We start from the raw sequence: 13,662 nt of genomic DNA, 5'->3' as shown, positions 1-13,662 counted from the left end.
GCCGGCTTCCCAATTTAACGCCGTCCCTAGCCGAGGCGACTCCATGAGTTTTGCCGATTTAAGCACTCGCGCTGCCTGTCGCACAGGCGACATTGCGACATCGGAAAACGCATTGACGACGATGGCTCACATGACGGCTCGGGTTTTCCGCTGGCAAGTGGCGGACAGGGTGCTTCTCGCGGTGCGTTGAGACGTAAACCGGCTGTTAAACCGCTCCGGCTAGACTTCTTCTTGCGCGAAGGGGCCAGCCGCATGCAGACGACCGGAAAGCTACGCTATTACGACGCGAACCGGCCGCCACCGCCGGTGTCGGCGCAGGCGCCGACGAGCGCGATCGGGCATTCCGAGTTCCTGCGCACAGGCCGTATCTCCAGGACACAACCGCTGTGGCTGCCCAAGGAGCGCCGTTATCTCACCTATGACGAAGTGGCGGAGCGGACCGGGTTCAAGCTGGAGTCCGCCGGCGAGCGCACGCATCAGCGGATCAACGGCTTCCATCACTCGATCCAGTTCCCGAAAATGGTGTTCCACCGCACGCTGGAGCAAACCCCGCATCTCGGCTATTGCCATGTCACCGCCGCAAGCACCCTGTTTTCGCCGAAGGCGAAGGTGAAATGGTCTTTCTACATCGCCAATTTCCTGGCCGAGATCGGCGATGAGGACGAGTTCTTCAAGCGGGTCAACACCCAGTATTCCCACATGTATTTCGCGGTGGCGACCGAAAGCGACCCGGATCAGTCGATGAAGATCGACCGCAGCATCCGCAAGAACGGTCTTCTGTTTCGGACCACCGACCCGAAGGAAGCGCTGAAGAACGTGCTGATGCTGGGTGCGCCCGACCAGGCCGTGCGAGCGATCATCAAATCGCTTTAACGCGGTCTCAGTCCGCGCTATGCACAGCGGGACATGACGGCAGAGATCATCGACATCAGGACGGACAGGAACGGCGCGCTTGACCAAGCGTGCGCCGTGCTGTCGCAAGGCTTTCCGGTCGCCATTCCGACGGAGACCGTGTACGGGCTTGCCGCCGACGCCACGAACCCTTCGGCGATCACCCGCATCTATGAAACCAAGGGGCGGCCGCGCTTCAACCCGCTGATCTGCCATATGGCCGATGTCGCGATGGCGGAGCGGTATGCATCGTTCGATCCGATCTCGCGTCGGCTGGCGGAAGCCTTCTGGCCGGGGCCGCTGACGCTGATCCTGCCGCTCATTCCAAAAAGCGGTATCCATCCGCTCGCAACTGCAGGGCTCGATACGGTCGGCATCCGCCTGCCATTCGGCTTTGCCGCCGATCTCATCCGCTCCTTCGGCAAGCCGCTGGCAGCACCGAGCGCCAACACGTCCGGCAAGGTCAGCCCGACCAGTGCCGGCCATGTCGCTGGTGATCTCGGGAGCAAGCTGAAACTGATCCTCGATGGCGGCGCGTCGTCGGTCGGCGTCGAATCGACCATCATCCGCGTCGAGGGCGAAACAGTCCGGCTGCTGCGTCCCGGTGGCGTTGCCGCTGAAGAGATCGAGGCGCTGATTGGTCGTGCGGTCATTCGTCCGGAAGGACCGGCGGCGATCATCGAAGCGCCTGGCATGCTCGCCTCGCATTATGCGCCATCGGCAGCCGTGCGGTTGAATGCGACCCATGTGGCGCCGGGCGAGGCGTTGATCCGGCTGGGATCGGATCCGATCGAGGGCATCGAGCAGGCGAAGGCAGTGTTCGACCTCAGCCCCTCCGGCGATCTTGCCGAGGCAGCCGCCAATCTGTTCGATTATCTGAAGAAAGCCGATGCGGTGGGGGCGACGCGCATTGCAGTCACAGCCATTCCCGATACCGGGCTTGGAGAAGCCATCAACGACCGGCTGGTCCGAGCGGCCGCGCCGCGGGAATAAAACAAGCCCAGGAGAAAACGCCATGGACATGCCTCTCCCTTCCCCGGATCTACTTGCCCGGTTTACGGCGATCGTCGGCGCTGCGCATGCGGTCAGCGATCCGGTGGAGCTTGCGCCGCATCTCGTCGAAAACCGCGGGCTCTATAAGGGCGCGTCCCCTCTCCTTCTCAAGCCAGGCACGACGCAGGAAGTTTCGGCGATCCTGAAGCTTGCCAGCGAGACCGGGACGGCCGTCGTGCCGCAGACTGGCAATACGGGTCTTGTCGGTGGCCAGACGCCACGCAGCGGCGGATCCGACATCATCATCTCGCTGGAAAGGATGAACCGCATCCGCGAGATCGACCAGATGGCAAACGTGATCGTTGTCGATGGCGGCGTCATCCTTGCCGAGGTGCAGAAGGCGGCGGAGGAGGTCAACCGGCTGTTTCCGCTGTCGCTCGGGTCGGAAGGCTCATGCCGGATCGGCGGCAACCTTTCCACCAATGCCGGCGGCACGGCCGTGCTTGCCTATGGCAACATGCGCCAGCTCTGCCTAGGCCTGGAAGTGGTGCTTCCGACCGGCGAGATCTGGGACGGGCTGCGCAAGCTGAAAAAAGACAATACCGGCTACGACCTGCGCGACCTGTTCATCGGCGCCGAAGGCACGCTCGGGATCATCACCGGCGCGGTCTTGAAACTTTATCCGCGGCCGGTCGGACACCAGGTGGCGCTTGCCGGGCTTGCCTCGCCGGCCGATGCGCTCTTGCTGTTTCAAAAGGCATCGAACCTCTGCGGCACGGCGCTGACCGGGTTCGAGTTGATGCCACGGATCGGCATCGAGTTCACGACGCGGCATATCGAGGGCGTGCGCGACCCGCTGTCTGAGCCCTACCCATGGTATGCGCTGATCGACATCTCGACTTCCGACGCCGCCGAAACCGCCGACACGATGGTGCAGGCGCTGCTGGAACAGGGGTTCGAGGCCGGACTGGTCATCGACGCGGTGATCGCCTCGTCGGTCGCGCAGCAAAAGGCGCTCTGGCACATGCGCGAAAGCATGTCGGATGCGCAGAAGCCTGAAGGCGGATCGATCAAGCACGATGTTTCGGTGCCGATCTCGAAGATCCCGCATTTCATGGAGGAAGCCGAGCAGGCGGTTCTCGCCGCCGTTCCCGGAGCCCGCATCTGCGCCTTCGGCCATCTCGGCGACGGCAATATCCACTACAACATCTCCCAGCCGCTCAGCAACGACATGGGAGGCAACAAGGCAGCCTTCATCGACCGCTGGCGGGAGGTGAATGCCATCGTCCACGGGATCGTGCTTGCCGCGGGCGGCTCGATTTCCGCTGAACACGGGATCGGCCAGCTGAAGCGCGACGAGCTTGCGCAGATCCGCTCGCCGATCGAAATGGACCTGATGCGCCGCATCAAGCACGCCTTCGATCCGGCAGGCATCATGAACCCCGGCAAGGTCGTGGCATTGCCATGAGCGATCCGTCTCCGGACCTGCCAAACATGACGATACGCGTCGATCTGGAAAACGGCGTGCGGCTTGGGCCCGGCAAGGCGCAGCTTCTGGAACTGATTGCAGAGCACGGCTCGATCCGTGCCGGCGGAGCGGCGATCGGCATGTCCTACCGGCGCGCCTGGCTGCTGGCAGACGAGATCAACCGGATGTTTCTGGAGCCTTCGATCTCGACCCGGCATGGCGGCAAGTCTGGCGGCGGTTCGGGGCTGACCGAATTCGGCCAGCAGCTTCTTGGCCGCTACAGGGATATGGAAGCAAAAAGTCGGGCTGCAGTGCAACCCGACCTCGATTGGCTTGATAGTGTGACGGACCCGCAATTCCGGGCCGCCGGTAGCGACAAGGCCGACTGAGCGATCAGCCCGCCCGGCGCATCCGTTCACCCATGCCCTGCAGAGCGCCCGGCTGACGCCCGGTGCCGCTGACGCGGAAGCTGCGGATGAGGTTGAGCAGTTCTTCCGTATCGGCAGACAAAGCCTCGGCGGAGGCAGTCGTCTCTTCGGCCATCGCGGCATTGTGCTGGGTGGCCTGGTCGAGCATGTTAAGCGACGAGGAGATCGAGCGCAGCGTCGTATCCTGTTCGGCTGCCGAATGGGCGATGCGGCCGACGATGTCGCTTGCCGACTTCACCTGATCGGAAATCCGCTTCAGGGCCTGGCCGGCCTCGCCGACGAGGCGGACGCCGTTTGCGACCTGGCCGGACGAGCGGGAGATCTGTTCCTTGATCTCCTTGGCGGCGGCGGCCGAACGCTGGGCCAGTTCGCGCACTTCCTGGGCGACGACGGCAAAACCCTTGCCGCTTTCGCCGGCGCGGGCCGCTTCGACACCGGCATTGAGGGCCAGAAGGTTGGTCTGGAAGGCGATCTCGTCGATGACGCCGATGATCTTGGTGATTTCCGCCGAGGACTGTTCGATGCCGCTCATGGCGCCGATTGCTTCCTCGACGACGGCGTCGCTGCGATTGGCTTCGGTGCTGACAGCCGTGACGCGCTGGGCGGCGTCGCGTGCACCGTCGGCGGTCTGGCGAACAGCGACGGTCAGTTCGTCAAGTGCGGCGGATGTTTCCTCGAGGTTGGCCGCCTGGCGTTCGGTCCGCTGAGACAGTTCGTTGGAAGCGCGGCGGATTTCTTCTTTCGAGCCGCCGATGTCGATGCCCTTGTCGTTAACCTTGGACATCGCCGCTTCGAGATGGCCGAGCGCTTCGTCGAAGTTGTCGCGCAGACCGGCGTAGCGGGTGCCGAGATCGCCGCAGCGAACCGTCAGATCTCCCTTGGCGAGCTGTTCGAGCGCCGAGCCGATCGTCGAGACGACGCGGGCCTGAAGCGCTGCTTCGTCGCGCTGCATGTCGAGATTGTGCTGGCGTTCGCCGTCGAGCTCCTCCTGCTGGCGCTGCTGGCTTTCCTGCATGGCATGGCGCTCGCGCACCTTTTGCTGCAGCGCCTGCGTTGCACGGGCCATCAGGCCGACTTCGTTTTTCATGTCCGTGTGCGGGATCTGCATCGTCACGTCTTCGTCGGCCACGGCGTTCAGCGCCTGACGGATCGCACCGAGCGGACCGGAGATGTTGCGGATTACGACGAAGGCCAGCAGCGAGCCGAGGAGCAGGATGACGAAGCCGAAGGACAGCGCCTTGAAGACTTCGCTGCGGATCTGCGCCTGGAGATCGTCGACGTAGACGCCGGTGACGAGAACCAGCTGCCAGGGCTCGAAGGCGAGCGCGTAGGAGCTCTTCAGGAAGCTATCGCCTTCCTGACCAGGCTTGGGACCGAGAAAATCGACGGTGCCGCCACCCGCGCGGCCGATCTTGACCAGTTCGTCACGGTACATGAAGCCCTGGCTGTCCGGCTTGCCCTTGAAACTCTGGCCGAGCCGCTTGGGATCCGGATGGACACGCATGTTCACATCGTAGTCATAGGCAAAGAGGTAGCCGTCCGGGGTGAAGGTCATGGCCGACACGGCTTCGAACGCCCGCTTCTGCGCCTCTTCGCGACCCATCGCACCGGAGGCCTCGAGAGCCTGGAAACGCTTGAAGATACCGATGCCGGATTCCACCTGCGTGCGCAGCATGCCGTAACGTTCGGCGTAGATCGCCTGGGTGGACGTGCGCAGCTGCATGTATGTGGCAGCGGCAAAGCCGGCGATCAGCAAAAGCACGAGCAGCAGCAGCTGGTGGGAGATTTTGAGGTTCTTCATGGTCCGCTCACGTGTGACCGGCAGCGACCGCGTAGGCCGCACCTTGGGAAAAATGATGTTTGTGGGAGGCGGCACATTCTGCACCATGTCGTCTGCAATGATTGCAGTGCAACGACCATATGAGCGATGCATAAATAATTATTTAATCACACAATAACGCAGAAAAACGTATGGCCGCACAGTAACTGTGCGGCCTTTTCTTGACTGCCTGCAACGACTTGCTGACTGTTTATTCAGCCCGTTTCAGCCTGAGGCTGAAGTCTTCGAAAGTGATCGGTTTCGCCGAGGCTTCCGCAACTTGAGGGGCTGGCGCAACAGCGCTCGTGGTGGCCTCCAGATCGATGCCATCGCGCGGCGGTGGCGCATTCTCGATCATCTCTTCGAACGAGGTGGAGGTCGGCGCCGGCACGTTCGCAATGGTTTTTCCGGCATCCATCCAGGCCGGGACTTTTCCGACGAAGACGACAGGCGATCCGCCGAACCATGCTTCGGTGCGGACAAGACGCTTTTCGCCGTTGATTTCGATGATCTCGGTCTTCTGTGTGCCGGGCTCGAGGACCGGAACCTTGTAGTTGGACAGATCGGGCTTTGCGGCCGGAGGCTCGCAGTCGCTGCAATGCCACGATACGATGCTCGAGGATTTCTGACTGCCATTGGTTGCGGTGACGGACGACGCCTGGGCGCCGCCGGCCAGCAGTGCTGCGGCTACCGTTGCTGCCGTGATCAGAACGCGATGCATCGCCGGACTCCCGAGTTTGGTCCGGCAAGTTATAGCAATGCTTCGTTTCCAACCCGTCAGGAGAATTGGTAAATTTTGAACGAAACCGCGGCTGCTGAACCGTCTCTAACGGGTTTCGCGCTCGATGGCGCGCCAGCCGATGTCGCGACGGCAGAAGCCATTTTCCCAGTCCACCGCGTCGACCAGCAGGTAGGCGTTTGCCTGGGCTTCCGCAACCGTTCTGCCTGTCGCGGTGACGTTGAGTACGCGGCCGCCGGTTGCGACCAGCGCGCCATCCTTCATCGCCGTGCCGGCATGGAAGATCTTCTCGCCCTCGCCTGCTGATGGCAGCGAGGCGATCGGCGTTCCCTTGTCATAGGCGGCCGGATAACCTTTCGAGGCCATGACGACGGTGAGCGCCACATCGTCGCTCCATTCCGCCTTTACCTCGTCGAGCGTGCCGGTGGCGGCGGCGTAAAGGATCTCCAGCAGATCGCTCTTCAGCCGCATCATCAGAACCTGGGTTTCCGGATCGCCAAAGCGGACATTGTATTCGATCAGTTCCGGCCCCTTGGCCGTGATCATCAGGCCTGCGAAGAACACGCCGGTGAACGGATAGCCGCTTTCCGCCATGCCGCGAATGGTCGGCTCAATGATTTCCTTCATGGTGCGCTCGACCATCTCTTGCGTCATCACCGGGGCCGGCGAGTAGGCGCCCATGCCGCCGGTGTTGGGGCCGGTATCGCCATCGCCGACGCGCTTGTGATCCTGCGCGGTTGCCAATGCCAGCGCCGTCTTGCCGTCGGAGAGGCAGAAGAAGCTTGCTTCCTCCCCATCGAGATAGGCTTCGACCACGACCTCGGCACCGGCGGCCCCGAAGGCGCCATCGAAACAGTCGTCGATCGCCGCCAGCGCTTCTTCCACGGTCATGGCGACGGTGACGCCCTTGCCGGCCGCCAGACCATCGGCCTTGACGACGATCGGAGCGCCCTGCGCCTCGACATAGGCTTTGGCAGCAGTGCCGTCCGTAAAGCGCTGGTAGGCGCCGGTCGGGATATTGTAGCGGGCGCAGATATCCTTGGTGAAGCCCTTGGACCCTTCGAGCTGGGCGGCGGCGGCGGACGGGCCGAAGACGGCGATGCCCGCCTGCCGGATGCGATCGGCAATGCCGGCGACCAGCGGCGCTTCCGGGCCGACGACCACGAAATCGATGGCCTCGCTGCGGCAAAATGCAAGGACCGCCTCATGGTCGTCGACATCGAGCGCGACCAGTTCGGCATTTTCGGCCATGCCGGGATTGCCGGGAGCGGCAAAGAGTTTCGTCAGTTTCGGTGATTGGGCAAGCTTCCATGCCAGCGCATGTTCGCGACCGCCCGTGCCGATAAGAAGAACCTTCATCTGCCGCCCTCGATTTATCATCTGTGCTGGCGGTTAAGGCGAGGGACGGAAAAGGTCAAGTCTCGCCGGCAAAAGCGGCATTCAAGACGGCCGGTCCGGTTGCTGACGAAAACTGTCGCTGCGCAATCTCAACGTTGCTTTGAATATCACTTTGTTACGAAAGGCCAGAAATGGGACAGGCTCGTTGCGCCGCGCCGCGTCCTGCAGTTTTTCGTCGAGATAGATGATCGCCGCCTCCAGTTCTTCGGAGCCAACGGCATCGTCGGACGCCAGTATATGGGCTATTTTGCTAGGCATTCATACCTCCTTACACGCCAAATCATGTGGCAGGAGCAACTATAGGATTCTGGCACAATGCGAGAAGGTGTCATCTCTTTTTCCACCGGTTCGCGGTTACCGACCGGTAAATAACGCCCCATTCCGAGACGACTGCCTGGGTAAGCTGTGAACCGTTCCGATGGTCGGTTGTCTTGCCGCAAAGTTTGACTATGGTCTCGCCTCCTATCCAACGAGGACTTGCATGGCCGTCGAAAACCGCCTTCTCGCCGCCGTGATCGCTGCGGAAATCAACGCCCGCCCGGACCAGGCCATTGCCGCAATCGGGCTTCTGGACGAGGGCGCGACCGTGCCCTTCATCGCGCGCTACCGAAAGGAAGTGACCGGCGGACTGGATGACACCCAGTTGCGCAACCTTGCCGAACGGCTGATCTATCTTCGCGAACTGGAAGCACGCCGCGCATCGATCGTCGATTCGATCAAAGGCCAGGACAAGCTCACCGACGAGCTTGCGGCGAAGATCGGCAAGGCGGTGACCAAGGCCGAACTCGAAGACCTCTATCTCCCTTTTAAGCCCAAGCGCCGCACCCGTGCCGAAATCGCCCGCGAACGCGGTCTTGGTCCGCTGGCCGATGCGATCTGGGCCGACCGCACGCTCGATCCGGCCAAGCTGGCCGAGACATTCGTGCAAGGTGAAGTGACCGACGTGAAGGTTGCGCTGGACGGCGCGCGCGATATCGTCGCCGAAGCATTCTCGGAAAATGCCGACCTGCTGAAGCGGCTGCGCCAGCACATGCGCGACGGTGCGGTGCTGAAAGCCCGCGTTGTCGCCGGCAAGCAGGAAGCCGGCGCCAAGTTCTCCGACTATTTCGAGCATACGGAGCGCTGGGCCACCACGCCGGGACACCGTGCGCTTGCCATGCTGCGCGGCTGGAACGAGGAATTCCTGACGCTGACGATCGAGGTGGATGCAGACGACACCTCGCCGATCAAGCCGGCGCAGCGGATCATCGCGCTTGCTTTCCATATCAGCGACAAGGGTGCCGCCGACCGCTGGCTGATGGAGGTCGCCGGCTGGACCTGGCGAGTGAAGCTCTCTGTCTCCCTCTCGCTCGACCTGATGCGGGAGATGCGTGAACGCGCCGAGCAAGAGGCGATCCATGTGTTTGCCCGCAATCTGAAGGATCTGCTGCTGGCCGCTCCCGCCGGTTCGCGCGCGACGATGGGCCTCGATCCGGGCATCCGCACCGGCGTCAAGGTGGCGATCGTCGATGCCACCGGCAAGCTTCTCGAAACCACCACCGTCTACCCCTTCCCGCCCCGCAACGATGTGCGCGGCACCCAGGCGGAACTCGCAAGCCTGATCGCCAAACACAAGATAGAGCTCATCTCGATCGGCAACGGCACCGGCAGCCGCGAGACGGAAAAGCTGGTGGCCGACATGCTGGCCAACCTGCCGGGAGCCAAACCGACCAAGGTGATCGTGTCGGAGGCCGGCGCTTCGATCTATTCGGCATCCCAGGCGGCAGCAGACGAGTTCCCCGGCCTCGACGTGTCGCTGCGCGGTGCCGTGTCGATTGCCCGAAGGCTGCAGGATCCGCTGGCCGAACTCGTCAAGATCGAGCCGAAATCGATCGGCGTTGGCCAGTACCAGCACGATGTCGATCAGAACAAGCTGTCGCGTTCGCTCGAAGCCGTGGTCGAAGACGCGGTGAATGCCGTCGGCGTCGATCTCAACATGGCATCGGCACCGCTTCTGTCGCGCGTGTCGGGCCTCAGCAAATCGATTGCCGAGGCGATCGTCGCCCATCGCGACCAGAACGGTGCCTTTACCACGCGCCGGGAGCTCCTGAAGGTCGCAAGGCTCGGCAACCGCACGTTCGAACAGGCGGCCGGGTTCCTTCGCATTGTCAACGGCAAGGAACCGCTCGATGCGTCTTCCGTGCATCCGGAAGCCTATGGTGTCGCGAAGAAGATCGTTGCCGCCTGCGGCCGCGACCTGCGTTCCCTGATGGGTGACAGCGCAGCACTCAAATCTGTCGATCCGCGCCAGTTCATCGACGACACGTTCGGTCTGCCGACGATCAAAGACATTATCGCGGAACTGGAAAAGCCCGGTCGCGATCCGCGTCCGAGCTTCAAGACCGCGACCTTTGCGGACGGGATCGACGAGATCACCGACCTCAAGCCCGGCATGCAGCTGGAAGGCACCGTCACCAACGTGGCGGCGTTCGGCGCCTTCGTCGATATCGGCGTGCATCAGGACGGGCTGGTTCATGTCTCGCAGCTGGCGGACAAGTTCGTGAAAGACCCGCATGAGGTGGTGAAGGCCGGCGACGTGGTGAAGGTACGCGTCGTCGAGGTAGATGTGAAGCGCAAACGCATCGCGCTCAGCATGCGCAAGGACGGCGGCGAAGCCCCGCCTCCGGGCCCCCGCGGCGGTGATCGCGACAAGCCCGTCAATCCGAAGTTTGCAAAGACCGACAGCAAGCCATCTCAGGGCGCGTTCGGTGCAGCGCTTGCCGAAGCTATGAAGCGCCGCTGAGCCTGCGACGCCCTGGATAACCTCGAAAGCACTCCGTTGACCACTGGCTCGACGGAGCTACTTCCAGTTGCGTTTTTTTGCGCTTGCAGTTGACTTGAAAGACGGTAGATTTTGATGATCAGCAAGGCATCCATCGTGTTCAGGAAGTGGGTCCATGACCTTGTCCCTTCACAGACTGCTTTCCAAGATCATCAGAAATGGCACTCTCATCGTCCGCGGATCTGGCGGGGAAACCTATTACGGCAGCGGCGGCGGACGGACCGTTGCAATCCGCTTTACCGATGAAGCGGCCGAAAAGGCGCTGGTTTCCGATCCGCAACTGCAGCTCGGCGAACTCTATATGGACGGCCGGATCATCGTCGAACAGGGCGACATTTACGAGTTCCTGGCGCTCATCAAGGACAACACGCTGAAGGAAGGACTGACCTTCCAGATCCTCATGCGCAGCCTTGGCAGAATAATCGCATCGCAGTTTCGCAATCGTGTGCCGATCAACCACAACCGCCGCAACGTCGCCCACCATTATGATCTCGACGAACGGTTGTTCGCGCTGTTTCTGGACGAGGACTGGCAATATTCCTGCGCCTATTTCAACCCGCCCGGTATTTCGCTGGATGAGGCCCAGATCGCCAAGAAGCGTCATATCGTGGCAAAGCTTCTGGCAGAACCCGGGCACAAAGCCCTGGAGATCGGCTCCGGATGGGGCGGCATGGCGATGTATCTGGCGGAATCGTCCGGCGTCGACGTAACCGGCATCACGCTTTCCACCGAACAGCTGAAGATTTCCAAAGAGCGTGCGGCACGACGCGGGCTTGCGGGCAGTGTACGCTTCGAGCTGCAGGACTATTATCACCTTCCCGCCGACCAGCGCTACGACCGGATCGTCTCGGTGGGCATGTTCGAGCATGTGGGACGGCTGAACTACCGGAAGTTCTTCAACAAGGTCACCGACGTGCTGTCCGACGACGGCGTAATGGTGCTGCACTCGATCGGCCAGCCCTACCCGGCGGTCTATAACAATCCCTGGATGGACAAATACATCTTTCCGGGTGGCTACATTCCCTCACTTTCGGAAGTTCTGCCGGCGATCGAGAAAGCGGGACTACTGGTTTCCGACATCGAGATCCTGCCGATGCACTACGCGCATACGCTGCGGCACTGGCGCGAGCGCTTCATGGCGAACCGGGACAAGGCAATCGCGCTCTATGACGAACGCTTCGCGAGAATGTGGGAGTTCTATCTGGCCGCGTCGGAAATGGCCTTCACCCATGAGGCCTTTCACATTTTCCAGATCCAGATCGTCAAGAAGCGGACGGCCGTACCGGACAATCGCGACTATATCTATGAGCGGGAGGCCGAGCTCTACGCATTCGAACAGGGCCGCATGCCGCTCGAGCAGATTGCAGGGTAAGGCAGGACGTGCTGAGCGGGGTCGATGCGAAAGATCATCGGCTGGCGGCGACGGCTCGCGGCGGGCCGCACCACCCTGTCCGGATCCTCCCGCTTGACGATTTCCACCGCTGCGGGCATGACTTCGAGCATGACCGACAAACCAAATTCCGATGCTTTCGGCGGCCGCGTCTCAGACGCTCCATCCGACAATTTCGTCTATCAGGTGCTGCCGCGCGCCGCTTGGCCCTACGCGCAGCTGGCGCGCTGGGACCGGCCGATCGGCTGGCAGTTGCTGATGTGGCCGTGTTTCTGGTCGGCCGCCCTTGCCGCCAATGCGGCGATGGACGAGGGCATGTTCCAGCCCTGGCAGCTGATCTCGCATCTGGTGCTGTTCTTCATCGGTGCCGTGGCGATGCGCGGCGCCGGCTGCACCTATAACGACCTGATCGACCACGAAATTGACAATGAGGTGGCGCGCACCCGCTCGCGGCCGCTCCCCTCTGGCCGGGTGTCCCGTTTCGAGGCGAAGGTGTTTCTGGCGGTTCAGGCGCTGGTCGGCCTGATCGTGCTGTTGCAGTTCAATACGTTTTCCATCCTGCTCGGCATTGCGTCGCTTCTGGTTGTCGCGATCTATCCGTTTGCCAAGCGGTTCACCGACTGGCCGCAGTTCTTTCTGGGACTGGCGTTTTCCTGGGGTGCGCTGATGGGCTGGGCCGGCGTGTTCGGCAGCCTTTCCTGGGCGCCGATATGGCTTTATGCGGCAGCCGTTGCCTGGACGATCGGTTACGACACAATCTATGCCCATCAGGACAAGGAGGACGACGCTCTGGTCGGCGTGCGCTCCACGGCAAGACTGTTCGGGGACAACACCAAGGCCTGGCTGATCGGGCTTTACGGGCTGACGCTGGTATTTCTGCTGTTTTCCTACATTGCCGGCGATGCGGGTTTCTTCGCCTATGTCGGATTGATCGCCGCGACCGTCATGCTCGCCTGGCAGATCCTGATCATCGATATCGACAATCCCGACCAGTGCCTCAAACTGTTCAAGTTCAATACAAAAGTCGGCGCCGTTCTGTTCGGCGGACTGATTTTGGGCCTCATATTGTAACTAAGGAAAAGCCCGGCTGTTCGGCCGGGCTTCGCATTTTCGCGGGCGGTGGTTCTTAAGAGTACGTCTCTTAACGCCGCGCGATGATTTCCTTGCCTTCGATCTTCATCACCACGCCGAGGCTGCCGGTTGCGCGGCGGACCAGGAAGCGCGGGCGGCGCTCTGCGAAATAGGAATGGCGGCGGCGCGGCTTGGTGGCGGCGGTGCGAATGTCGCCGAGGTGGTTTTCCAGCGGGCGGGCAATGCCATCGGCTTCGACCATCAGCATCGGGATGCGGAATGCATCCGACCATGTGCGCCAGTCTGCGGCGATATCGCAGAGATCGTGGGCAACGAGAAGCGGGATGCAGAGATCCGGATCATCGTGATGCAGTTCAAGCGTGACAGTGACGTCGCCATCACCGTGGTCGATGGCGCGGGCGGCCACACCCTTGAAGGCGCGGGCCGGAAGAGCGAAGGAAAGCGGCAGACCGCTTTCCGGCAGGATCTTGCGCAGAACAGCTCCGCGCTCGTCGATGGTGATTGTTACATCTCCTGACGTCTCGTTCATCGCATAGGTGACCTGCTGCGGAAAACGTGACGGATCGATCCTCAATGTCGACCCTGCCCAGACGGGCTTCAGAACGGTATTCGTCATCGGTTTT

At 61.9% G+C, this 13,662-nt stretch carries 12 protein-coding genes; 7 read left to right on the top strand and 5 right to left on the bottom strand.

Going from position 1 to position 13,662, the window contains the following annotated elements; genetic code table 11:
• Positions 1-252: 252 nt before the first annotated feature.
• From G6K99_RS03560 to G6K99_RS03545, 4 genes are read left to right on the top strand one after another with little or no spacing between them, the layout of a single operon-like run.
• Entirely contained in the window at positions 253-873 is a 621-nt protein-coding gene (locus tag G6K99_RS03560) for a DUF6656 family protein (RefSeq protein WP_174195737.1), read from the top strand.
• 33 nt (positions 874-906) lie between these two features.
• Positions 907-1,884 (top strand): L-threonylcarbamoyladenylate synthase, encoded by a 978-nt coding sequence (locus G6K99_RS03555; protein WP_062453663.1) that lies wholly within the window; start codon positions 907-909, stop codon positions 1,882-1,884.
• A gap of 22 nt (positions 1,885-1,906) precedes the next feature.
• Positions 1,907-3,352: an FAD-binding oxidoreductase gene (locus G6K99_RS03550; RefSeq protein WP_174195736.1), complete on the top strand. Its 1,446-nt coding sequence runs from the start codon at positions 1,907-1,909 to the stop codon at positions 3,350-3,352.
• Between the two features lie 26 nt (positions 3,353-3,378).
• The gene (locus G6K99_RS03545; protein ID WP_174195735.1) at positions 3,379-3,741 is read left to right on the top strand and encodes a winged helix-turn-helix domain-containing protein; all 363 of its coding nucleotides are present in this window, start codon (positions 3,379-3,381) and stop codon (positions 3,739-3,741) included.
• Positions 3,742-3,745: 4 nt separating this feature from the next.
• Here the strand turns inward: G6K99_RS03545 and G6K99_RS03540 are convergent, their stop codons facing one another.
• The 4 genes from G6K99_RS03540 to G6K99_RS03525 form a co-directional block, all read right to left on the bottom strand.
• Positions 3,746-5,581 carry a methyl-accepting chemotaxis protein gene (locus G6K99_RS03540; RefSeq protein ID WP_174195734.1) on the bottom strand — a complete coding sequence of 612 codons (1,836 nt, stop codon included), beginning with the start codon at positions 5,579-5,581 and terminating at the stop codon, positions 3,746-3,748.
• Positions 5,582-5,810: 229 nt separating this feature from the next.
• The gene (locus G6K99_RS03535; RefSeq protein WP_062579388.1) at positions 5,811-6,320 is read right to left on the bottom strand and encodes a plant virulence effector HPE1-like domain-containing protein; all 510 of its coding nucleotides are present in this window, start codon (positions 6,318-6,320) and stop codon (positions 5,811-5,813) included.
• Between the two features lie 105 nt (positions 6,321-6,425).
• The gene (purD, locus tag G6K99_RS03530) at positions 6,426-7,697 is read right to left on the bottom strand and encodes a phosphoribosylamine--glycine ligase (protein ID WP_174195733.1); all 1,272 of its coding nucleotides are present in this window, start codon (positions 7,695-7,697) and stop codon (positions 6,426-6,428) included.
• Between the two features lie 81 nt (positions 7,698-7,778).
• Entirely contained in the window at positions 7,779-7,994 is a 216-nt protein-coding gene (locus G6K99_RS03525) for a hypothetical protein (RefSeq protein WP_062453668.1), read from the bottom strand.
• 223 nt (positions 7,995-8,217) lie between these two features.
• On the opposite strand from G6K99_RS03525, the gene G6K99_RS03520 reads away from it, so the two are divergent.
• From G6K99_RS03520 to ubiA, 3 genes are all read left to right on the top strand, one after another.
• On the top strand, positions 8,218-10,518 hold the full coding sequence (locus tag G6K99_RS03520) for a Tex family protein (RefSeq protein WP_174195732.1): 2,301 nt from the start codon (positions 8,218-8,220) through the stop codon (positions 10,516-10,518).
• 154 nt (positions 10,519-10,672) lie between these two features.
• A complete protein-coding gene (locus tag G6K99_RS03515; protein ID WP_174195731.1) occupies positions 10,673-11,929 on the top strand; it encodes a cyclopropane-fatty-acyl-phospholipid synthase family protein in 1,257 nt (418 codons plus the stop codon).
• Between the two features lie 129 nt (positions 11,930-12,058).
• The gene (gene ubiA / locus G6K99_RS03510; protein ID WP_174196036.1) at positions 12,059-13,018 is read left to right on the top strand and encodes a 4-hydroxybenzoate octaprenyltransferase; all 960 of its coding nucleotides are present in this window, start codon (positions 12,059-12,061) and stop codon (positions 13,016-13,018) included.
• Between the two features lie 70 nt (positions 13,019-13,088).
• Here the strand turns inward: ubiA and G6K99_RS03505 are convergent, their stop codons facing one another.
• The gene (locus G6K99_RS03505) at positions 13,089-13,655 is read right to left on the bottom strand and encodes a DUF6101 family protein (protein WP_174195730.1); all 567 of its coding nucleotides are present in this window, start codon (positions 13,653-13,655) and stop codon (positions 13,089-13,091) included.
• Positions 13,656-13,662: the final 7 nt, after the last annotated feature.

It is taken from the genome of Neorhizobium sp. AL 9.2.2 (genome assembly GCF_013317225.1).
Lineage (GTDB): Bacteria > Pseudomonadota > Alphaproteobacteria > Rhizobiales > Rhizobiaceae > Neorhizobium > Neorhizobium soli.
The sequence above is the reverse complement of the archived record's forward strand: the minus strand, read 5'-3'. Positions and strand labels throughout refer to the sequence as shown.

Coding starts and splice junctions, on each gene's coding strand:
- G6K99_RS03560 (WP_174195737.1), top strand. CDS start 253: ATGCAGACGACCGGAAAGCTACGCTATTACGACGCGAACCGGCCGCCA.
- G6K99_RS03555 (WP_062453663.1), top strand. CDS start 907: ATGACGGCAGAGATCATCGACATCAGGACGGACAGGAACGGCGCGCTT.
- G6K99_RS03525 (WP_062453668.1), bottom strand. CDS start 7,994: ATGCCTAGCAAAATAGCCCATATACTGGCGTCCGACGATGCCGTTGGC.
- G6K99_RS03550 (WP_174195736.1), top strand. CDS start 1,907: ATGGACATGCCTCTCCCTTCCCCGGATCTACTTGCCCGGTTTACGGCG.
- purD (WP_174195733.1), bottom strand. CDS start 7,697: ATGAAGGTTCTTCTTATCGGCACGGGCGGTCGCGAACATGCGCTGGCA.
- G6K99_RS03545 (WP_174195735.1), top strand. CDS start 3,379: ATGACGATACGCGTCGATCTGGAAAACGGCGTGCGGCTTGGGCCCGGC.
- G6K99_RS03505 (WP_174195730.1), bottom strand. CDS start 13,655: ATGACGAATACCGTTCTGAAGCCCGTCTGGGCAGGGTCGACATTGAGG.
- G6K99_RS03515 (WP_174195731.1), top strand. CDS start 10,673: ATGACCTTGTCCCTTCACAGACTGCTTTCCAAGATCATCAGAAATGGC.
- G6K99_RS03520 (WP_174195732.1), top strand. CDS start 8,218: ATGGCCGTCGAAAACCGCCTTCTCGCCGCCGTGATCGCTGCGGAAATC.
- G6K99_RS03535 (WP_062579388.1), bottom strand. CDS start 6,320: ATGCATCGCGTTCTGATCACGGCAGCAACGGTAGCCGCAGCACTGCTG.
- G6K99_RS03540 (WP_174195734.1), bottom strand. CDS start 5,581: ATGAAGAACCTCAAAATCTCCCACCAGCTGCTGCTGCTCGTGCTTTTG.
- ubiA (WP_174196036.1), top strand. CDS start 12,059: ATGACCGACAAACCAAATTCCGATGCTTTCGGCGGCCGCGTCTCAGAC.